At 30.5% G+C, this 22,693-nt stretch carries 18 protein-coding genes; 6 read left to right on the top strand and 12 right to left on the bottom strand.

Annotated elements, in window-relative coordinates; genetic code table 11:
- Positions 1 to 36: 36 nt before the first annotated feature.
- The 4 genes from H0I28_RS04375 to H0I28_RS04360 form a co-directional block, all read right to left on the bottom strand.
- Positions 37 to 927: a carbohydrate kinase gene (locus H0I28_RS04375; RefSeq protein ID WP_218760669.1), complete on the bottom strand. Its 891-nt coding sequence runs from the start codon at positions 925 to 927 to the stop codon at positions 37 to 39.
- Entirely contained in the window at positions 928 to 2,427 is a 1,500-nt protein-coding gene (locus H0I28_RS04370; RefSeq protein WP_218760668.1) for a mannitol dehydrogenase family protein, read from the bottom strand. It abuts the gene before it with no gap.
- Positions 2,428 to 2,434: 7 nt separating this feature from the next.
- On the bottom strand, positions 2,435 to 4,150 hold the full coding sequence (locus H0I28_RS04365) for a cytosine permease (RefSeq protein ID WP_218753053.1): 1,716 nt from the start codon (positions 4,148 to 4,150) through the stop codon (positions 2,435 to 2,437).
- Positions 4,151 to 4,235: 85 nt separating this feature from the next.
- Positions 4,236 to 5,096, bottom strand: coding sequence for a hypothetical protein (locus H0I28_RS04360; RefSeq protein ID WP_218760666.1), 861 nt, complete (start codon positions 5,094 to 5,096; stop codon positions 4,236 to 4,238).
- A gap of 303 nt (positions 5,097 to 5,399) precedes the next feature.
- Here H0I28_RS04360 and H0I28_RS04355 point away from each other — a divergent pair, with 303 nt between their 5' ends.
- Together H0I28_RS04355 and hxpB are read left to right on the top strand one after the other, a co-directional pair.
- Positions 5,400 to 6,137 carry an NUDIX domain-containing protein gene (locus H0I28_RS04355; protein WP_218730352.1) on the top strand — a complete coding sequence of 246 codons (738 nt, stop codon included), beginning with the start codon at positions 5,400 to 5,402 and terminating at the stop codon, positions 6,135 to 6,137.
- Positions 6,137 to 6,787, top strand: a complete 651-nt coding sequence (hxpB, locus tag H0I28_RS04350; RefSeq protein WP_218760664.1) for a hexitol phosphatase HxpB — start codon at positions 6,137 to 6,139, stop codon at positions 6,785 to 6,787. Before H0I28_RS04355 ends, hxpB begins: the two co-directional genes overlap by 1 nt.
- Before the next feature lie 99 nt (positions 6,788 to 6,886).
- On the opposite strand, the gene fabG is transcribed toward hxpB, so the two are convergent.
- The 8 genes from fabG to H0I28_RS04310 form a co-directional block, all read right to left on the bottom strand.
- Positions 6,887 to 7,630 (bottom strand): 3-oxoacyl-[acyl-carrier-protein] reductase, encoded by a 744-nt coding sequence (gene fabG, locus H0I28_RS04345; protein ID WP_165731136.1) that lies wholly within the window; start codon positions 7,628 to 7,630, stop codon positions 6,887 to 6,889.
- 115 nt (positions 7,631 to 7,745) lie between these two features.
- Positions 7,746 to 8,618 carry a succinate--CoA ligase subunit alpha gene (gene sucD / locus H0I28_RS04340; RefSeq protein WP_218760663.1) on the bottom strand — a complete coding sequence of 291 codons (873 nt, stop codon included), beginning with the start codon at positions 8,616 to 8,618 and terminating at the stop codon, positions 7,746 to 7,748.
- A gap of 179 nt (positions 8,619 to 8,797) precedes the next feature.
- On the bottom strand, positions 8,798 to 9,718 hold the full coding sequence (locus H0I28_RS04335; protein WP_218730349.1) for a UDP-3-O-(3-hydroxymyristoyl)glucosamine N-acyltransferase: 921 nt from the start codon (positions 9,716 to 9,718) through the stop codon (positions 8,798 to 8,800).
- An 86-nt stretch (positions 9,719 to 9,804) separates the two neighbouring features.
- Positions 9,805 to 10,371: an elongation factor P gene (gene efp, locus H0I28_RS04330; protein ID WP_218730348.1), complete on the bottom strand. Its 567-nt coding sequence runs from the start codon at positions 10,369 to 10,371 to the stop codon at positions 9,805 to 9,807.
- Positions 10,372 to 10,462: 91 nt separating this feature from the next.
- The gene (lpxA, locus tag H0I28_RS04325) at positions 10,463 to 11,248 is read right to left on the bottom strand and encodes an acyl-ACP--UDP-N-acetylglucosamine O-acyltransferase (protein ID WP_218733708.1); all 786 of its coding nucleotides are present in this window, start codon (positions 11,246 to 11,248) and stop codon (positions 10,463 to 10,465) included.
- A 3-nt stretch (positions 11,249 to 11,251) separates the two neighbouring features.
- Entirely contained in the window at positions 11,252 to 12,643 is a 1,392-nt protein-coding gene (locus H0I28_RS04320) for a bifunctional UDP-3-O-[3-hydroxymyristoyl] N-acetylglucosamine deacetylase/3-hydroxyacyl-ACP dehydratase (protein ID WP_218733706.1), read from the bottom strand.
- Positions 12,636 to 13,679, bottom strand: coding sequence for a UDP-3-O-(3-hydroxymyristoyl)glucosamine N-acyltransferase (gene lpxD / locus H0I28_RS04315; protein WP_218760662.1), 1,044 nt, complete (start codon positions 13,677 to 13,679; stop codon positions 12,636 to 12,638). Before lpxD ends, H0I28_RS04320 begins: the two co-directional genes overlap by 8 nt.
- A 45-nt stretch (positions 13,680 to 13,724) precedes the next feature.
- Complete coding sequence (locus H0I28_RS04310) at positions 13,725 to 14,948, bottom strand: HD domain-containing protein (RefSeq protein ID WP_218760661.1); 1,224 nt, start codon at positions 14,946 to 14,948, stop codon at positions 13,725 to 13,727.
- A gap of 269 nt (positions 14,949 to 15,217) precedes the next feature.
- Here H0I28_RS04310 and H0I28_RS04305 point away from each other — a divergent pair, with 269 nt between their 5' ends.
- The 4 genes from H0I28_RS04305 (at position 15,218) to H0I28_RS04290 (ending at position 22,658) form a co-directional block, all read left to right on the top strand.
- Positions 15,218 to 16,771 (top strand): bifunctional response regulator/alkaline phosphatase family protein, encoded by a 1,554-nt coding sequence (locus tag H0I28_RS04305; RefSeq protein ID WP_218753044.1) that lies wholly within the window; start codon positions 15,218 to 15,220, stop codon positions 16,769 to 16,771.
- A gap of 307 nt (positions 16,772 to 17,078) precedes the next feature.
- On the top strand, positions 17,079 to 17,486 hold the full coding sequence (gene tsaE / locus H0I28_RS04300) for a tRNA (adenosine(37)-N6)-threonylcarbamoyltransferase complex ATPase subunit type 1 TsaE (RefSeq protein WP_218753043.1): 408 nt from the start codon (positions 17,079 to 17,081) through the stop codon (positions 17,484 to 17,486).
- A 7-nt stretch (positions 17,487 to 17,493) separates the two neighbouring features.
- Positions 17,494 to 18,690, top strand: a complete 1,197-nt coding sequence (locus H0I28_RS04295; RefSeq protein WP_218760660.1) for an alanine dehydrogenase — start codon at positions 17,494 to 17,496, stop codon at positions 18,688 to 18,690.
- A 65-nt stretch (positions 18,691 to 18,755) separates the two neighbouring features.
- Complete coding sequence (locus H0I28_RS04290) at positions 18,756 to 22,658, top strand: choice-of-anchor L domain-containing protein (RefSeq protein ID WP_218760659.1); 3,903 nt, start codon at positions 18,756 to 18,758, stop codon at positions 22,656 to 22,658.
- The last annotated feature ends 35 nt before the right edge of the window (positions 22,659 to 22,693 follow it).

The raw sequence follows: 22,693 nt of genomic DNA, 5'->3' as shown, positions 1-22,693 counted from the left end.
GAAACTTTTTAATATATATTAATGTGTAATTATATTTTACACAGTTTTTTGTTCCATAAAACTTAGAATATCACTTTCTTTAATTTCTGGATTTGCACCTTCACTACTTGCCACTATTGCACCTACAGCACAAGCAAAATCTAATGCTTCTTGTGGAGCAACATCTTTTAATAGTTTATTAATTAAAGAAGCTAAAAAAGAATCTCCTGCCCCAACAGTGTCTACAACTTTTACTTTATAACCTTCATTATAATAGAATACATCATTATAATAAAGTATTGCTCCTGAACCTCCTTTTGTAACACAAATAGATTTTGTGTTTGTAGTTTTTGCAATAAATTGAATGTTCTCTTCTAAAGAAGTTGAATTAAAATTTAATCCCTTTGAAATTTCAATAATTTCATCATCATTAAATTTAATAAAACTAGCCTCATTCATTAAATAACTCAAACGCGCGATGTTATAATAAGGTGCTCTAAGGTTTACATCAAAAATTTTATATTTTGCTATTTTTAAAAGTTCATATAATGTATTTCTTGACACTTCATCTCTAGCTACCAAACTACCATACACAAAAGCATCTGAAACTTTTACTATTTTCTTTGCACTTTCTGTTAATTCTATTTGATCCCAAGCTCTTGGAAACATAATATCATACGAAGCACAACCTTTGTCATCTAATAAAACTTTTACTTTTCCTGTTTTTAGTTCTTCATCTATTTGTAACGCTGCTTTATTAACGTTATTCTCCTTAATAAAGTCCTTAATTTTTTGACCATTATCATCTTCACCAACCTTAGTTATTATATATACATTATTTTCTAAAGATTGTAATCTTACTGCAACGTTTAAAGGAGCTCCTCCTATTTTTTTATGCGTTGGAAACACATCCCAAAGCACTTCGCCAAAACATGTAATATTTGCCATCTAAATTTCATTTAAAATAGTACTATTAATATCTTTCACAGACTTCTCTATTCCGTTTTTAACAATATTCTGATAAGCATCTGTATAAGCATCTAAAAAGGTTTTAGAGTTTTTAAGTTGACCAAAAATAGATTCTATTTCTAAAAAGGCTGCTGGATTATTTCTTGATAAAATTGCTTTCTCAGTTAAAACTGCTTCCATAGCATCTTTAATCATTAGTTGAGACCCATTTTCATTTACGCCAACACTATAAATTGCAAAAGCAGCAATGATAAAAGCAGCATGATTTATAATTCTATTATTTTCTAACTGATTATAAACTGTAGGTAAAATAAAAATTGGAATTTTAGCAGAACTCTCAGAACAGATTCTTTCAATTTGATCTTTTATATAAGTATTTCCAAATCTTTGGATTAATGAAAATTTATAATTTTTTAAATTCACTCCTTCTAAGTCTCCTAAAGTTGGTGTAACTTCATTCCCCATATAAATTCTTAAGAAAGAACTGATATCAGCATCATTTGCAGCTTCATCAATAGTAGAATAACCATATAATGCACCTAAAATTCCTAATACAGAATGACCTGCATTTAGTAAACTTAACTTCATTTTTTCATACGGCACCACATCTTTTACAAACTGAGCACCAACAGTTTCCCAAGCAGGTCTTCCTGCTGCAAAATTATCTTCAATTACCCATTGTTTAAAAGGTTCACAAACTACTGGCCAACCATCATCAATACCAGAAGTTTCTTTTAATTTTTCGATATCTAATGCAGATGTTGCTGGTGTAATTCTATCTACCATTGCATTCGGAAACGATACGTTTTCATCAATCCAAGAAACTAAGGTTGGTTCTGCTACTTTTACATAGCTTAACAACATTTTTTCTGTCATATGTCCGTTTCCTTGTATATTATCACAAGACTGAATAGTAACACCTTTTAAACCATTTTCTTTACGCAGTTTTAACGCTTGTGTTAAATATCCAAAAATAGTTTTAGGTGCACTTGGAGTTTCTAAATCGTGCTGAATTAAAGGATTCTCAAAATTGAATTCTCCTGTTGCTTCATTATAGTTATAACCTCCTTCTGTAATGGTTAAACTGATGATTTTTACATCTGAACTCGCCATTTTTTCAATGACTTTTATTGGACTCTCTGGCGCATATAAAACTTCTACCATAGAACCGATAATTTGTTTTGTTAACGAACCGTCTAATTCTTTTATAATTAACGTATATAAACCGTCTTGCTCTTTTAGTATATTGTAAATTTTAGTATCAAAATCTAACAATGCAACACCACAGATACCCCAATCTTTCTGAGTATCATCGTTTAATAATAAGTCTGTATAAAACGCTTCATGTGATCTATGAAACCCACCAATACCAACATGTACAATACCTGTTTTAATTTCGCTTCTATTATAAGTAGGAGAAGTTATTTTAGTACTAATTTCTGCTAAATTCTTTTGATTTAATTTAATTATATTTTCCATGATTTTATTATTTATTTAAAGAATTACCTCTTTTAAGTGCCCAAATTGATGTTACAAAATATACTACAGTACACACAAATGCGTACGTATAAAATAGTTCTCTATTTTCTATATATACTTTTTCTGTTTCACTACCAAATAACACAATACAAGCCAACACAACTGTTATTGCCAATGCTAGTAGTGAAATCCCTTTTAATACCTTTGTAAATAATGATGTATCTATTATAAGTACAACTTCTTTTTGTGCCTTTATTTCTTGAAATTCATCTATGTGCGTATTTCTTACTCTCTCTTTTTCTTCTTCTTCTGGATATTTATCTTTAGCTCCATAACGTCCCGCTAAAAAAGTATAAATAAGTATTGTAAAAATCCATGTTGGTATAAATAAATAGTAAAAAGACATTACATTTAAAATGTTTAAACCAAAACCAAATAACAATCCTAATGCCCAAGAAGCAATAGCAGGAGTACTAAAAGTTAAATTACGATAATGAGACCAATAACGTGTATACCCAATTTTAGGGAAAATTTGATGCTCTGCAAAAACAATACTACCAACTGGTACAACTAATAAACCTGCATACGTTAGTAACGGAAGCATTTGTGAAAACACAAACGGAAAACAAGCGACTACCATAGTAACTAAACCAACAATTATAGTTGTCTTTTTTCTTGAATTTTTAGTAAAAATAGCTTGTGCAGCTAAACCTGCTCTATAAAGATTGGCTACAGCGGTTGTCCAACCAGCAACAATAACAATTACAAAACCAGACCAACCTAAAGCGTAATAAGCTACATCTCCTGGATCTAATTCTACGATAGATTTACCAATAATAACAGCTGCACCAGCACCCATTATTCCTGCCGAGATCCAAGCAACAAAATGTCCGAACATCATTCCTGTACTTGTTGTTAATCCGTAAGATTTCTTTTTAGCAAAACGAAATAAAGCCATATCAATAAGACCAAAGTGGGTAATTGAATTCGCTGCCCAAGCAAAACCAATAACTTCAAGTAATCCAATTCCTGGTTCTCCATCACTATTAAGACCTGTCCAAATGGATTGATCTCCTAAATTTATAAGTTCCGTCCATCCACTTGGCAATGTTTCACCTAAAACATCTAAAGAAAGTGCTGGCAAAAGTATAAATGCACCACTAATAAACATCACAAATAACCAAGGCGCACAAATTGCAGAGAATTTAGAAACCGCTGTAAAACCATATATAGCAATTGCAACCACAACAATACCAACGAGTAAAACTATTAAAACAAACCAAAGATTTGTTGGGTACCAATCTAGTTGTGCCGGAATATCAAAAGCAAACCGAACTGCTGTAGAAGATACGGTTATCATTGCCGCAGAAATGACTGTAAAAATAACAACATTTGCCCAATTATAGAGTTTTGTCATAGAATCTCCTGCTATTTTATTAAGATATGTGTACAAACTCAATCTAGTATCTACAGCAATTGGAGATGTAATTAACGTCCAACTTAAAACAGCTAATATATTACCAATCAATAATCCTAAAATAATATCTTTTGTAGTTGCACCTAAAGCAACAAACGTTGCTCCAATTACAAATTCTGTGGCGGCAACATGTTCTGCAGCGTACAAACCTGCAAAATGCGTCCAATTATGTAGTTTATTTTTAGCAATTGGTAATTGCTCTATTTCTAAGTCTTCGAACTGCTGATATTGATTAGGAGTTTCCATATGATGTTTATTTAAAGTTAGTTCTTTTTAATTTTAGTGATATTGTTATACATGCTGTAGTAAATATTTAGTAATTATATGTGTCTTAAAATAAAGTTAGATCTAATTGAAGTACCGTTTTTTCTTGTTCTGGATTCCACATTGCAGTAATTCCAATTGGTAAATTATAGTTGCCTATTTTAACATCTTTACTAAATGTTGCTCCTACATTTATAATATTAGCAGCACTTTCTGTATAAAAAGTTTTATAGGTAGTAAAAGACCAAGCACCACCTGCAAATAAAGATAAGCTAGCATCTCCTTTTTCCCAAACTTTACTATTTACTTCAAAATAATGCGTCCATGAATTCTTTAGAGAACCGTCCATTTGAACTTCATAATCTCCTGAACCTCCATTAATTATAGTTGCTAAATATAATAAAGTATTTGGAGATATATTGTATCCAAAATTAACATCTACAAAGTTATACCCTTGCGTTTTATCATAACTCCAAAATTGTAGTTTATCACCTCTTTCTTCTACACCTGTGTAATTGTTATGTGATACTGCCTCAATAAAAAAACGATCAGAAAAACGATATTTGGTATAAATAGAAACTTCTTTATAAAAAGCACTTTCAGTTTTTCCTGTTGTAATATTATTTACATCTATCGTAGAAAAACTTGCGCCTCCCCAAAGACCAAAAGTAAATTTCTCATTTTTTGAATTGTATTCTAAACTAGTAGCAATCATTGCTCCGGGATGTACAACACTCCCGTGCCATAAATGCATATTTTTAACATGTGCTCCAACACTAAAAGCCTGATATTCATCATTAACTAAATCGTTTTGAGCAGTTGTATGCTGTACAGATATCAATAAAAATATATTTAAAAGTACGATAGAAACACTTCCCTTTTTAACATAATAATTTAGTGGTTTCATTTCTTTTGATAATTGTCTCATTACTTATCTTTTAAATAGTTATAAATCTTAATATGATATCCTTAAAATAAAACGTCATAATGACGTTTGATAAGCAAATGTAAATAAAAAACTTTTACAAAAACAATAAAAAAGAAAAATAAATATTCTATATTAGCTTTAATATATGTTAAATTGATACCCTAAATAGTCATTTAATCAGTAAAAACGCTATACTAAGAAGTTCTGAATCGTTTTCAAAATTTGAAAAAATATTATACGTAATAAATACGTTTATTTAAAGTAATTAAAAAAAAAGAGTAACTTTACGTTATAATTAATAATATGAGCAACAAGAAAATATCAAATATATCGGTAGATTGTGTCGTTTTTGGATATGATACAGATACCAAATCTTTAAATGTTTTATTAATAAAACGATATTTAGAATCAAAATCTGAAAATAAAGTACTTGTTGATGATTATGTATTAACAGGATATCATGTCTATGAAGATGAAACTTTAGACGACTCTGCTTCTAGGGTATTAAAAGAATTAACTGGACTTACCAATTTATATAAAAAACAATTTAGAGCTTTTGGTGATCCAAATAGATTGACGAATGAAAAAGACTTATTATGGATTCAAAATGAGGAATTCAACTTAAGAACCATTACAATTGCTTATTATTTTTTATTAAAAACAGAAGATGTTGCTATCGAAAATAACAAATATAAAGCACAATGGTTTTCAATAAATGACTTACCTGAATTAGGATTTGATCACAAACAAATCATTTTAGAAGCCTATGAAGATTTAAAAACAAAATGTCTACAAGAACCAATTATATTTGAGTTATTACCAGATAAATTTACCATAAATGACGTACAAGACTTGTATCAATCTATATTGGCAATAGAAATAGATAATCGGAATTTTAGAAGAAAATTAATCAATAAAAAATACTTGGTTCCTTTAGACGAAAAACAAGTTGGCGTTTCTAAAAAACCAGCACAATTGTATATGTTTAGCAAAGATATTTACAATAAAATGTTTCAGAAAAATTACTTAATCAACATTTAATGACATTAAACACTTTTATTTTTGACATGGATGGAGTTATCATAGACTCCGAACCTTTTTGGCGACAAGCACAAATAAAAATTTTATCCACTTACAATGTAACCATTACTGTAGAAGATTGTATAAAAAACACCATGGGTAAAAGGATAGATGATGTTGCTCTCACTTGGTGTCAATTACATCAATTATCTATAAATCCTAAAATATTAGAAAAAGAAATTATTACAGCTGTAGTTGAATTAATTACTGAAAAAGGAAAAGCAAAAAAAGGCTTATTCGAGTTGTTAGATTTTTTAACTAAAAACAACTTTAATATTGCCCTTGCTACCTCTTCTAGCAAACCTATCATTGACGCGGTTTTTAACAAACTGAATATTACTCATTATTTTAAGGTAGTTTGTAGTGCAGACGATGAAGAATACGGAAAACCACATCCGGCTATTTATCTGAAAGCAGCAAAATTGTTAAAAGTACCTACTAGAAATTGCTTGGTGTTAGAAGATAGTGTTACGGGATTAATTGCCGCAAAAGCTGCTAGTATGCACACCTTTGTTATTCCTGAAGACAAAAATGATCCGAGATTTACATTAGCCAATAACATTTATACTTCAATGCTAGATGTTGTTAATTATTTAAAAACATTGCAATAATATAATCATAAAAATAGAACTAAACATCCATATTTAATGACATAAAAAAAGCTTCAAGATAATATTGAAGCTTTTTTATAATTTATAAAGTGTTTAACTTTAGTTCATTCCTCCATCTACAGATAAAGTCTGCCCTGTAATATAAGCACTCATATCAGAAGCTAAAAACACACATGCATTTGCAATGTCTATTGGCTGTCCTCCTCTTTTTAAAGGAATACCATCTCTCCAGCTTTGCACAGTAGCTTCATCTAATTTTTCTGTCATTTCTGTTTCTATAAAACCAGGAGCAACTACGTTACTTCTAATATTTCTAGACCCTAACTCTAAAGCAACCGATTTAGAAAAACCAACAATACCAGCTTTTGAAGCAGCATAATTAGTTTGACCAGCATTTCCTTTAATACCAACTACAGAACTCATATTGATAATAGAACCTGCTCTTTGTTTCATCATCGGACGAATTACAGCTTTGGTTAAATTAAAAACAGATTTTAAATTTACTTCAATTACTTTATCAAAATCGTCTTCAGAAATACGCATTAACAAGTTATCTTTTGTAATACCTGCGTTATTTACTAAAATATCTATAGCTCCAAATTCTTTTAAAACCTCCTTAGCTAATTCTTGAGCAGCATCAAAATCTGCAGCATTAGATTGGTATCCTTTTGCAGAAACTCCAAAAGCTTTTAATTCTTCTTCTAAAGCATTCGCTGCGTCTACAGAAGAACTATATGTAAATGCTACATTTGCTCCTTGCTTTGCAAATTCAATAGCAATTCCACGTCCAATACCTCTTGTTGCACCAGTAATGATAGCAGATTTATTTTCTAATAATTTCATATTAAGTCTTTATTTTTAAGATTGCAAAGATACTAAAAATAAAAAAACTCGTAAAACAAAAATGTCTTACGAGTTTATAATTATTATACCTGTATATTACAGATAAAATTAGTTTTTATTTTAAAACTTTTGCAATCATTTCACCAATTTTAGCTGGAGAACTCACAACATGAATTCCGTTTTCTGCTAAAATTTTCATTTTTGCTTGTGCTGTATCATCAGCTCCACCAACAATTGCACCTGCGTGCCCCATTGTTCTTCCTGCTGGTGCAGTTTGACCTGCTATAAAACCAACAACTGGCTTTCTGTTTCCATCAGCTTTAATCCATTTTGCAGCTTCTGCTTCTAAATTACCACCAATTTCACCAATCATTACAATTGCTTCTGTTTCTATATCATTCATTAATAACTCAACAGCTTCTTTTGTTGTAGTTCCAATAATTGGATCTCCACCAATACCAATTGCAGTTGTAATTCCGTATCCTTGTTTTACAACCTGATCTGCTGCTTCATACGTTAAAGTTCCTGATTTAGAAACAATACCTACTTTACCTTTTTTAAAGATAAAACCTGGCATAATACCAACTTTAGCTTCGTCTGGCGTAATTACTCCTGGACAGTTTGGGCCTACTAATCTACAGTCTCTACCATCAATATAAGCTTTTACTTTTACCATATCTGCAGTAGGAATCCCTTCTGTAATACAGATAATTACTTTAATTCCTGCGTCTGCAGCTTCCATAATTGCATCAGCAGCAAATGCTGGTGGTACAAAAATAATTGAAGTATCGGCTCCTACTTCATCTACAGATTCTTTTACTGTATTAAAAACAGGCTTTCCTAAATGCTCTTGACCTCCTTTACCTGGAGTTACCCCTCCAACTACATTCGTTCCATAATCAATCATTTGACCAGCATGAAAAGTACCTTCACTACCTGTAAAACCTTGAACAATAATTTTTGAATTCTTATTTACTAAAACACTCATTGGTTTGATATTTTATTTTGTTACACAAAAATAGTTTATTGATAGTTTCTAAAAAAGGATTCAAACAAATTATTATCAATAAAAAAGTAATAATTATATGTTTTAAGCTCCTTTATTTTTTAGAACAAGACAGTCTTAATGTTTTTATGAGTTTTAATTCTCAAAAAAAACAATCAAGGTTACTTTCTATCTTTTAAAAAACGTTTTATTTCTGCCATTTCTTTTAATTTTTCTCTTGATTCTGAAACTGGAGTTCCGAAATAACTTTTTCCTCCCGCAACAGATTTTGTAACTCCTGTTTGACCAAGAATTATAGCACCTTTACCTATGGTAATTCCGCTATTTGTACCAACTTGTCCCCAAATTGTTACTTCATCTTCAATAATTACACAACCAGCAATACCTGTTTGTGAAGCTATTAAACATTTTTTTCCAATTTTCGTATCATGACCTACATGAACTTGATTGTCAATTTTTGTACCTTTTCCAATAGTCGTATCTCCTGTTACACCTTTATCTATAGTACAAGATGCACCTAAATCTACATTATCTTCTAAAACTACCCTACCACCAGAAATCAATTTATCAAATCCTTCTGGTCTATTTTTATAATAAAATGCATCTGCTCCTAAAACCGTATTCGCATGTATAGTAACATTATTACCAATAAATGTATTATCGTAAATAGTTACGTTTGGATGAACTACACAGTTTTTACCAATTGTAACATTGTTTCCAATAAAAACATTAGGCTGTATTACTGTATCTTCTCCAATAATAGCGGTTGCAGCAATACTTACTTTAGATGCAATAAAAGGATTAAAATATTTTGTGATTTTATTAAAATCACGAAAAGGATCCTCGGAAATTAATAATGCCTTTCCAACTGGGCAATCAACTTTTTTGTTGATTAATATTGTGGTTGCAGCAGAATTTAATGCCTTGTCGTAGTACTTAGGATGATCTACAAAAACAATATCTCCTTTTTCTACAACATGAATTTCGTTGATTCCTAAAATCTCGAAATTTTCATCACCAATAAATGTAGTATCTATTAGTGTTGCTATTTGCTGAAGCGTTTGTGGTTTTTGGAATTTCATGTTTCAGTTTTCAGTCGCAATAATCAGTCACAGTTTCAGTATTGAGTAAGCACTGCAAACTGCTACTGAATACTGCTCACTAATTCTTACTCTTTAATACGTTCTTGATACGTTCCTTTTGTAGTTTCTACCTTAATTTTATCTCCTTCATTTATAAATAAAGGTACATTTACAGATGCTCCTGTTTCTACTGTAGCAGGTTTTGTTGCATTTGTAGCTGTGTTTCCTTTAACACCAGGTTCTGCATGGGTAACTTCTAAAATAACACTTGCAGGCATTTCAACAGAAAGAGGCATATTATCTTCAGAATTGATGATAATTGTAACAATCTCTCCTTCTTTCATTAATCCAGGATTGTCTAAAGCAGCTTCTAACAAACGAATTTGCGTATAATCTGCTTCATTCATAAAGTGATAAAATTCACCATCGTGATATAAAAACTGAAATTTATGAGTTTCTACACGTACATCGTCAATTTTTCTTCCTGCAGGAAAAGTATTATCTACTACTTTACCGTTACTAACACTTTTTAATTTTGTTCTTACAAATGCAGGCCCTTTACCAGGTTTAACATGTAAAAATTCTATAATTTTATATATATCGTTGTTGTATCTAATACACAATCCGTTTCTAATATCTGATGTTGTTGCCATATTTTATTGATGTTTGCTTTAGTTATTTACTATAAGCAATAGTTGTTAATTTTATTTTTAAGCTTTATAAACGATACTTTACTATAAAAAGTTAGTTCGCTTTAGAGTAACCTTTCATAATTCCTCTATGAGATTCTTTTATAAATTGAATAATCTCATCGCGTTCTGGAGTTGCTTCCATTTCTGCTTCTATAATATCAATTGCTTGTGAATTGTTATAATTTCTTTGAAAAAGTATTCTATAAATATCCTGAATTTCTCTTATCTTTTCTGTTGAAAAGCCTCTTCTTCTTAATCCTACAGAATTAATACCTACATAAGCAAGAGGTTCTCTTGCTGCTTTTACAAACGGAGGAACATCTTTTCTTACCAAAGAACCACCTGTTACAAAAGCGTGGTTTCCTATTGATGCAAATTGATGCACTGCAACCATACCTGCTAAAACAACATTGTCTCCAATAGTAACATGACCTGCTAAGGTTGTATTATTAGAAAAAATACAATTATCACCAACAAAGGTATCATGTGCTATATGACAATACGCCATAATTAAACAATTGTCACCAATTTTGGTTTTCATTCTATCTGAAGTACCTCTGTTTATGGTAACACATTCTCTAATAGTTACATTGTTACCAATTTCTACAGTAGTTTCCTCATCATTAAATTTTAAATCTTGTGGAATTGCTGAAATTACTGCTCCTGGAAAAATTCTACAATTTTCACCAATCTTAGCACCTTCCATAATAGTTACGTTAGAACCAATCCAAGTTCCAGAACCAATGGTTACATTATTATGAATGGTAGTAAAAGGTTCTATTACTACGTTTCTTGCTATTTTTGCTTGCGGATGTACATACGCTAAAGGTTGATTCATAGTTTATTTTTTTCTAGCAATTTGAGCCATTAATTCTGCTTCTGCAACTATTTTTCCGTTCGCATAAGCATACGCTTGCATGTGGCAAATACCTCTTCTTATTGGGGTAATTAACTCACATTTAAATGTTAAAGTATCTCCAGGTAAAACTTTTTGTTTAAATTTTACATTATCCATCTTCATAAAATAAGTTAGATAATTTTCTGGATCTGGTACCGTATGTAAAACCAAAACACCACCACATTGTGCCATTGCCTCAACTTGTAAAACTCCTGGCATTACAGGTGCCCCTGGAAAATGTCCTACGAAAAAGTTCTCATTCATGGTTACATTTTTCATACCAACAACGTGTGTATCAGAAAGCTCTAGAATCCTGTCAATCAATAAAAATGGAGGTCTATGAGGTAGCACATCCATAATCTGATGAATATCCATTAAAGGAGGTAAATTCAAATCGTATTGAGGAACGTTATTTCTTTTTTCTTGCTTAATAATTTTTGCTAATTTCTTTGCAAATGAAGTATTAATTAAGTGTCCTGGTTTATTAGCAATAACTTTACCTCTAATTCTAATACCAACTAAAGCTAAATCTCCAATAACATCTAATAACTTATGTCTTGCAGCTTCATTAGCCCAATGTAAAGTCAGATTATCTAAAATACCGTTTGGTTTAACAGCTATATTATCTTTTTTAAATGCTGTTTTTAATTTTTCCATGGTTGCTGCAGACAATTCTTTGTCTACATATACAATAGCATTGTTTAAATCACCACCTTTAATAAGGTCGTGCTCTAAAAGCATTTCTATTTCATGTAAAAAACTAAACGTTCTAGCATCTGCAATTTCTGTTTTAAAATCAGAAATCTTTTCTAGATTTGCGTTTTGCGTACCTAATATTTTAGTTCCAAAATCTACCATAGTTGTAACTTGGTATTCATCTGATGGCATTAAAATAATTTCGCTTCCTGTAACTTCATCTTTAAAAGAAATAATTTCTTTTACTACATATTCTTCTATATCTGCATCTTGCTCTTGTATACCCGCACTTTCTAATGCTTCTACAAAATATTTAGAAGAACCATCCATAATTGGTGGTTCTGAAGAATCTAATTCTATTAAAAGGTTGTCTATATCTAAACCTACAGCAGCAGCCAAAACATGCTCTGAAGTCTGAATTTGAACTCCATTGCGTTCTAAGTTAGTTCCTCTTTGTGTATTTACAACATACTCTGCTTTTGCCGCAATAATTGGAGCTCCCTCTAAATCTATTCTGCTAAAAGCAAAACCATGATTAACAGGTGCAGGTTTTATGGTCATATTTACAGTGTTACCAGTGTGTATACCTACGCCAGATAAACTTACCTCTTTCTGAATTGTCTTTTGCTTTTTACTCATTTATTATCAGTTTTTGAGACTTCAACTCTTTTTCTATATTGCTAATTTTCGATGCTATTTTAGGTAGATTCCTAAAATAAACCGAACTTTTATTAAAATCTTGTATTTTAAATGCAGGTGAACCATTTACCATCTCATTATCTTTTAAACTTTTAGAGATACCTGCTTGGGCTAATATTTTTACATTATTACCAATTGTTATATGACCTGCAAAACCTACTTGCCCCCCAATCATACAATTTTCACCAATTTTGGTGGAACCTGCAATACCTGTTTGAGCTGCAATTACGGTATTTTTTCCAATCTCTACATTATGGGCTACTTGTATTTGATTGTCTAACTTTACACCATCATGAATAATTGTAGATCCCATAGTGGCTCTATCAATTGTACAAGCAGAGCCAATATCTACATTGTCCTTTATAATAACATTACCTATTTGAGGTATGGCAGTATATACTCCGTTTTTATCTGGTGCAAAACCAAATCCATCCCCACCGATAATAGATCCAGAATGAATTTTGCAATTATTACCTATAATTGTTTCAGAATAAATTTTTACTCCAGAAAAAATGACGCAATTATTACCAATAATTGAATTATCACCAATATAAGCATTTGGATAAACCTTTACATTTTCTCCTAAAACCACATTTTCTCCTATATAAGAGAAGGCACCAATATACTCATTAACACCAATTTTTGCCGAGTCAGAAATAAAATGAGGGTTTTCTCTACCCATTTTATTATTTTTAACTTCATTGTAAAATGCTAATATTTTAGAAAAAGCTTCATAAGCACTTTCTACTTTTATTAGTGTTACATTCACTTCTTTTTCCGGAACAAAAGTATTGTTAACAATAACTACAGATGCATTTGTAGTATATAAAAAAGATTTATATTTCAGGTTAGAGAGAAAGGTTAAAGAACCTTTTTCTCCTTCTTCTATTTTAGATAATTTAGAAACTTCTACATCAGAATTACCTACGATGTCACCTTCTAAAATATCTGCTATTTGTTGTGCTGTAAATTTCATTAAGCGCAAAAATATAAAATTTATAGTGATTTGGCTAATCTCATTCTATTTTGGATAACAAATAAAGTATTTTATTACCGGATTTGTAAGCGCTTGTAAATTTAATTGATCCGATGCTTTGGCAATATCTCTTAGTTTTCCCTTTTTATTCAGAATAAAAATAGGTTTTTCTTGCTGATATGCTTGATTTTCGATTTTTTTGGTGAAAACAAAATATTTTGCTTCATTTTCTGAAAGCGTCAATTTTTTTGAAACTTTATTTATTTTTTTATTCAATTCTGACGTTTCAAACTCTTTTTGCTGAATTTCTATACGCAACAATTTTCTATTAACAATCATCATAGATAGTAAAGATAAAATTTTATCACTATGATTTGCCCATTCTTTTATGGCAGACATTACATCATAATCATCCAATTTAGAAAACATTTCTAAAGTTTCATCTGTAAAATTATCTTGCGATATTTTTTTATATAGAAAATAACGTAAAGAAGTACTTGCAAACAATTCTACTCCATCATCCGCCAATTCTTTTGCTCTTTTTAAAACATTAACCAGCATATTTTCTGCAACTAAACCCGTTTTATGTAAATATACTTGCCAATACATTAATCGTCTAGCAATTAAAAAGTTTTCTACAGAGTAAATTCCTTTCCCTTCAATAACTAATTCATCATCCTTTACATTCATCATAGCAATTAACCGATCCGAAGAAATATTACCTTCTGTAACACCTGTATAAAAACTATCACGCTTTAAATAATCTAATCGATCTATATCTAATTGACTAGAAATAAGCTTGCACAAAAACTTTCTAGGATATTTTCCTTCAAATATTTCGATTGCTACATCTAACTTACCATTAAATTCATCATTCAATTTTCTCATAAATTTTAATGAAATTTCTTCATGAGAAATGCCGTTTACAATACTATGTTCTAATGCATGCGAGAAAGCTCCATGACCAATATCGTGCAATAAAATTGCTATATACAAACCATTTTCTTCTTCCTCAGAAATTTTTACTTGCTTAAAACGTAAAACTCTTACTGCTTTTTGCATTAAATGCATACAACCAATGGCATGATGAAAACGCGTATGATTTGCACCTGGATATACCAAATTAGAAAAACCCATTTGGGTAATTCTTCTTAAACGTTGAAAATAACGATGTTCTATTAAATCAAAAACTAAAGTATTTGGTATTTGTATAAACCCATAAATAGGGTCGTTCAAAATCTTTAATTTATTATGTTTTTTATTCTTCAAATGAGTCTTTTTATCAATCTATGGCAAATTACAAATTAATGCCACGAACTAGCAAATTTAAAGTTTTAGTTTTTTCTGAAAGCAATTATATTTAGAAAAAGGAAACTTTGATAATAAAATATGATTAATAGCCTTATTTCTTTTTAAAAATAACGAATTCATTTATAAGTAGTATTCTCAAAATTGGCAATATTTTATCATTTTTAAAACCTAAAAAGTATAACTTTTAATTACTTTTATACTTAATTGTTAAAATGATAAACAAAAATATGAGCAGTATACAAATTTTATGGGTAGATGATGAAATAGAGTTATTAAAACCGCACATTCTTTTTTTGGAACGTAAAAATTACAAAGTAACTACTTCTACCAATGGTGCAGATGCTATTGATTTAGTAGGTGAGCATAATTTTGATATCGTTTTTTTAGATGAAAATATGCCTGGATTAACAGGACTAGATACGCTTGCAGAAATTAAACAAATACATGCAAATTTGCCTGTTGTTATGATTACAAAAAGTGAAGAGGAATATATAATGGAAGAAGCAATTGGTTCTAAAATTGCAGATTATTTAATAAAACCTGTAAATCCAAGTCAGATTTTATTAAGTTTAAAAAAGAACTTAGACCATTCTCGTTTAATATCAGAAAAAACTACCTCTAACTACCAACAAGAATTTAGAAAAATTTCTATGGATTTAGCCATGGTAAATTCTTATGAAGAATGGATAGATCTATACAAAAAATTGGTGCATTGGGAATTAGAGCTAGAAAACATTAGCGACCCTGGAATGTTAGGTATTTTAGAAAGTCAAAAACAAGAAGCCAATAGTCAGTTTTTTAAATTCATCAAAAAAAATTATGAAGATTTTCTAACAGCACACGATAAACCTACCTTTTCTCACACACTTTTTAAAAACTACGTGGTACCAGAATTAAGTAAAGACCAAGGAGTTTTATGGGTAGTTATAGATAATTTACGTTACGATCAATATAGAATTTTAGAACCTTTAATAAATAATCATTACAAAAAGGATCAAGAGCATTCTTATTTTTCTATTTTACCAACAGCAACGCAGTACGCTAGAAATGCAATATTTTCTGGATTAATGCCTTCTGAAATGGAAAAACGTCATCCAAATTTCTGGAAAAATGACACCGATGAAGGCGGAATGAATCTGTTTGAAAACGATTTCTTAACGGCACAAATAAAGCGTTTAGGTTTAGATATTACACACGAATATTATAAAATCACCACCTTAAAAAACGGAAAAGAATTAGCCGATAACTATAACGGAACCAAACAAAACGATTTAACCGCTGTGGTGTATAATTTTGTTGATATGTTGTCACATTCTAAAACAGAAATGGAAGTAATTAAGGAGTTGGCAGGAGACGATAAAGCATACAGAAGCCTTACGTTAAGCTGGTTTAAAAACTCACCATTGTTCGAAATCATACAAAAAGCACAACAATTAGGTCAGAAATTAATTATTACCACAGACCACGGAACCATCAATTGTAAAAACCCAACAAAGGTAATTGGTGATAAAAATATTAGTGCCAATTTACGCTACAAAACTGGTAGAAGTCTTTCTTACGAAGATAAAGATGTCTATGCGGTAAGAAATCCAAAAGACATTTTTTTACCAACTGTAGCCATGAATAGTCCGTTTATTTTTGCCAAAGAAGACCTGTTTTTTGCGTATCCAAACAACTTTAATCACTTTGTTAAATACTACAAAAACACCTATCAACATGGTGGAATATCTTTAGAGGAAGTTATTATTCCATGTGCCGTTTATAGTCCGAAGCAAAAGTAGTTTACCATAGCAGTAAAAATCATGTAATTTAAATTATTAGAAGCTATTTCCTGCTTTCACTACTCGCTTTTATTGCCAAAAAAAAGCAATAACGAGCTCAAACAAACCTTTCAATCAGGGCTAAACTTGTTTGCTAACACAAGTAATTATAAAAATAGTCTGACTGGTTTAAACTACTTGTCAGACTTTTTTAATTTAACAAACTGAGCATTAAAAACATAGCCTCTCCTCCTTCATTTATAAAGTTTAAAGATTATTGACTGTAAACAATTACTGATTACTGAATACTTTTTATATTTTTGTCTTTATGAAAAAAAATTACTCTTTAGAAGATTTATCTGAAGTTGCAGCTGAGATTATTACATCCGCAGAAAATAGAACGTTATTATTTTACGGACAAATGGGCGTAGGTAAAACAACTCTTATAAAAGAGATCTGCAAACAATTAGGTGTTTTAGACAACATCTCCTCTCCTACTTTTTCTTTAGTTAATGAATATCAGACTACAAATAGTGAAAAAGTTTTTCATTTCGATTTTTACAGAATTACAGACGAGGAAGAAGCCTTAGACATGGGAATTGAAGAATATTTAGATAATAATGATTGGTGCTTAATAGAATGGCCAGAAAATATAGAAAATTTACTACCTTTAGAGGCTGTTCAAATTTATTTGACTATTTTAAATAACGAACAACGAAACATTCAACTAAAATAACCTAACTATGAGTTCATTTTCTCCTTTCAGTAAAGAAGAATTGCTTCCGCAAGAAGAAACGTTGGAAATTAAAAGGCAAAAAGGAGAACTATTTATTGGTTTGCCAAAAGAAACCTATTTAGGTGAAAAACGTGTTTGCTTAACACCAGATGCCGTTTCCGCATTATGTGCTCATGGACATAGAGTTGTCATAGAAACAGGTGCTGGAGATAACGCAAATTATGCAGATAGAGAATATTCTGAAGCAGGTGCAAAAATTTCTTATGATGTAGAAGAGGCTTTTAAATGCAATATTGTTTTAAAGGTTGCTCCGCCCACTGAAAGTGAAATCGAATACATGAATCCGCAAACAATTCTAATTTCTTCGCTACAATTAAAAACTCAAAATAAAAAATACTTTGAGTGTTTGTCTAAGAAAAGAATCACTGCCGTTGCTTTCGATTATATTAAAGACGATCATAATACCTATCCAATTGTAAAATCTTTAAGTGAAATTGCTGGTACCGCCTCTGTATTAATTGCTGCCGAACTAATGAGTGGAATTAACAAAGGAAACGGTCTATTATTAGGTAATATTGGTGGTGTTCCGCCTTCTAGCGTTGTTATTTTCGGTGCCGGAACGGTTGGTGAATACGCTGCAAAAACAGCTATCGGTTTAGGTGCAAGAGTAAAAGTTTTTGACAATTCTATTAGCAAATTACGCAAACTACAAAATTCTTTAAGCGCACCAATTTACACTTCTACACTTCAGCCAAAATCGGTTGCAAAAGCATTAATGCGTGCAGATGTAGCAATTGGAGCCATAAGAGGTAAAAATAGATCACCAATTTGCGCTACAGAAGAAATGGTAGAAACCATGAAAGAAGGAGCTGTTATTATAGATGTTAGTATAGATAGAGGTGGTTGCTTTGAAACCTCTAATGTTACTACGCACAAAACACCTACTTTTATAAAACACGGTGTTGTACATTACTGCGTACCAAATATCCCTGCTCGTTATGCAAGAACAGCTTCTTTATCTATAAGTAATATTTTTACCCCATATTTATTAAATATTGCAGAAGAAGGCGGTTTTGAAAATGCCGCTCGTTTTGATAAAAGTTTACGAAACGGAATGTATTTCTATCACGGAATTCTTACCAATAAAACAGTTGCCGATTGGTTTGATTTACCATTTAGAGATATTAATTTATTAATTATTTAACCTTCCCCCTAAAATTAACCTTCCCTCATAACATCAATATTTTTCTATTATAAATATTTATTAGTATGAAACATTTAAAATTTAAAACGAGTAACCTAAATAGATTTTTTAAATCTATATTTTTTGTTGCTGCGTTATTACTTACATTTTCTACCTTTTCTCAAAAGGTAACGGTAGATGATACCAAAACAACAGAACAACTAGCTAATCAACTTATAGACAACTCTTGTATCAATCTCTCTAACGTAGATATTTCTTCAAGTAAATCTGTTGCCTCTTTTAATAATAATGGTGGTGATTTCCCTATAAATAAAGGTATTATTATAAGAACAGGTAATGCTAAAGATACAGAAGGACCTTTTACGGATACAAAGTTAAGTAGTGAAATTTCGTTAAGTGGAGACCTTGATTTACAGGACATTAGTGATAATGATGGAGGTAATAAAAACATTACCGATGTTGGTTCTCTAGAATTTAACTTCACACCTGTTAGCAAAAACTTTAGTTTTAATTACATATTTGCTTCTAATGAATATGGAGATTTCCAATGTGATAGTAGAGATTTATTTGCAATTATACTAACAAATAAAAATACTGGTGTTTCTATTAATATAGCAGAAGTACCTAAGTCGGATTCAGGCTCTGATGTAGTATCTGTAAAAAATATACGAAACTTTTTATATCAAGGTTTATGTGAATCCAATAACGAAACGTTATTTAGCACTCATTATGATAATAATAGTGATAACTCTACCATAAATATGAGAGGTTTTACAAAGATACTAAAAGCTGAAGCATCAGTAGTGCCAAATGATGAATACAAAATAAAATTTGTTATCGCAGATTATGATAATTCAGGTTTTGACTCTGCTGTTTTTATAGAGGCAGGAAGTTTTGATAATACTTTAGACTTAGGAGGAAATAAAGAACTTTGCAGAGGAGATGATGTTATTATAGATTCTGGTTTTTCTAAAACGGATGGTTTTAATTTTGAGTGGACAAAAAACGGCACTCCATTAACTGATAATGGAACTAAAATTACGATTAACACTATAGGTATATATGCATTAACAATTACATCTTCAACAGCCCCTAGTTGTCAATTAACCGATAAAATAGAAATTACATCATTAAAAGCAACAACTCCAGACGATATTGATATTTGTACAGAAGATACAACACTTAATATTCCAGATAAAGTACAAAGTCAAATATTAAATGGAGCACCACTATCTAATTATACTCTAAATTACTTTGAATCTTTAGATGATGCTAACAATAGCAGAAATCCAATTACAAACCCTACAAATTATCCAATAACAACAAATGCATTTACGCTTTGGGCAAGATTATCTATTACTGATAAAGAGTGTTTTGATATTGTTAGTTTTAATGTAAGCATTACTTCTCCTCCTTTAGTAGACCAATTACTAGATGCTTATGCTTGTAACGAATATGCGTTGCCAAAACTAGAACATGGAGAGTATTTTACTAAATCTGGTGGTATTGGTCCTAAATTAAATTCAGGTGATATAATCAGAACAGAAAGTACAATTTATATTTACAATAAAAATGAGACTACAGATTGCTTCAATCAAACAAGCTTTAAAATATACTTTGCTGAAAATTATAATATTGCTAAAGATCATTGTGAATATTTTACAATACCTGAGACTCCATTAGGTAAATTTTATACAAAAGAAAATGGAACAGGAGAATTACTAGCAACTGGTGAAGTTTTGACAGAAGATACAACTATCTATTTTTATTCTGAGTTTAATGGGGAAGCATGTGTAAATAAACAATTTGAGATAGTTTTAAATACAATTCCGCCTGTAGATGATATTGACGACATTATTACTTGTGAATCGTATGTTTTAGACCCATTACCTAATGGTGGTGCATATTATACAGGATATAATGGTACAGGTACAAAATACTCACCAGGAGATCTAATAGAATCTACAATTCGTTTATTTATATATAATAAGGATGAAGCTACTGGCTGTACTTCTGGAGGGTTATTATCTAATAGATTATATGTTACCATTATAAAACGTAGTGAATTTCCAGATATCATAAAATGCGGTAGTTATACCATACCAACTATAAGTATAGGGAAATATTATACCGACAATACTTATGGAACAATAATACCAGCAGGAACTCCAATTACTTCAACACAAAAGATTTACTATTATGCAAATGAAATAACCACTACACCAAATTGTACTGGTTATGAGATCTCAGTAACCATTAACCCATTACCAAAAGTAGATGATATTGAAGACATTGTAAGTTGTGAAGATGATTTACCTAAATTACCTTCATTAGAAAATGGAAGTTATTACACAAAATCTGGTGGTCCTGATGCCCCAGGACAAATTCTATTATCTGAAGGTGATGAAATAAATAGCTCACAAAAAATTTATATATACAATACTAACACAATTTGTACTGCAGAGACAGATTTTAATGTAATTATTAATAAAAAACCAATAATACCCGATTTTCCTGATGTTAAAAAATGTGACCCTTTTGAGTTACCAATATTAAGTTTTAGTGGAAGATATTTTACTGAACCTGGAGGACCAAACGGAACTGGGACAGAAATGTTTCCTGGAGATTTTATTGAAGAGGGTACACAAACTATTTTTATCTACAGCGAACACCCAGATTTAGAAACTTGCACTAATGAAAAAAGTTTTGAAGTAACTATTTTAGTCAAGGTAGTAGATGAATTTGATGATGTAATATTAGCTTGTGACTTTTTTAAACTCCCCGTTTTAGCCAATGGTAATTATTATAAAAATATTGATAAAACAGAACCTTTAACTGATGGGGATATCATTAATTCAAACCAAACAATTTATATTATTGGAGAAAATTCTATTAGATATGAACCTTGTCAGAGTATTAGTTCTTTCGAAGTTAACATCTTTGCCAAACCAAATTTGGAAGATTTAGGAGTTATAAATGATATAAACCAATGTAGTTCAGCTACGTTACCTTCGATTACCACCCCTGAAATTATAGTAGAATATTATAGCGATTTAAATAGAACTACTTTAATACCCCCTTCAGAATATACGATTACAAATAATAGTTCAGAAATTATTACTAATACTATTTATGTACGCGCATACTCTATAGGTTACCCAGGATGTTTTGCCGATGGTACCTTTTTAGTTACATTATATCCATTATTAAATATAGAGGCAAAAGGAGGAACTATTTGTGTTGATTATGACACAAACGAAACAAATAATCCTTTCTTAATAGAAACAGGAATAGATTCAAGTGCTTATGATATCAAATGGTATTTAAATGGAGATTTATTTGACAATTCTAGTGCTGAATGGGAAGCTGATAAAGTTGGTACATACCGAATAGAAGCTACACGAAAGATTGATATAAATAACCCTAATAGTAGTACTGACTGTAATTATCGCCCTACAGAAGTGGTAATAGAAAGTTCTACTCCTAAATTTGAAGTAAATATCTTATCAGAAAATTTCTCTAGTTCATACGAAATAGAAATAAACACAATCGAACAAGGTTTAGGTAATTATACATATTCTTTAAATGGTACAGATTTCTCTACAAACAATATATTTAGAAATATAAGTCGTGGTTCTTATATTGTTACAATTAGAGACCTTGACAATATTTGTAATGATATAGAACTTGAGTTTACTGCCTTAAATAATCCTGTTTATTTTAACCCAGATGAAGGTGATTATTGGAATATTACTGATTTAAAAGATGACCCAACAGCAACCATAGACATTTTTGATAGGTTTGGAATATTCATAAAAACCATAAAACCAAGTGGAGAAGGATGGAATGGTTTAAGTAGTAACGGAAATAGGATGCCAAGTACAGATTATTGGTATGTATTAAAATACACAAATACAGATGGAGACCCTGCAATTTTTAGATCTCACTTTTCTTTAATAAGAAAATAAGTAATATTGTTTAAAACTGAATAAAAGACTTAAAT

Source organism: Polaribacter sp. AHE13PA (genome assembly GCF_019278505.1).
GTDB lineage: Bacteria > Bacteroidota > Bacteroidia > Flavobacteriales > Flavobacteriaceae > Polaribacter.
This window is presented reverse-complemented; position numbering and strand designations above follow the sequence as displayed.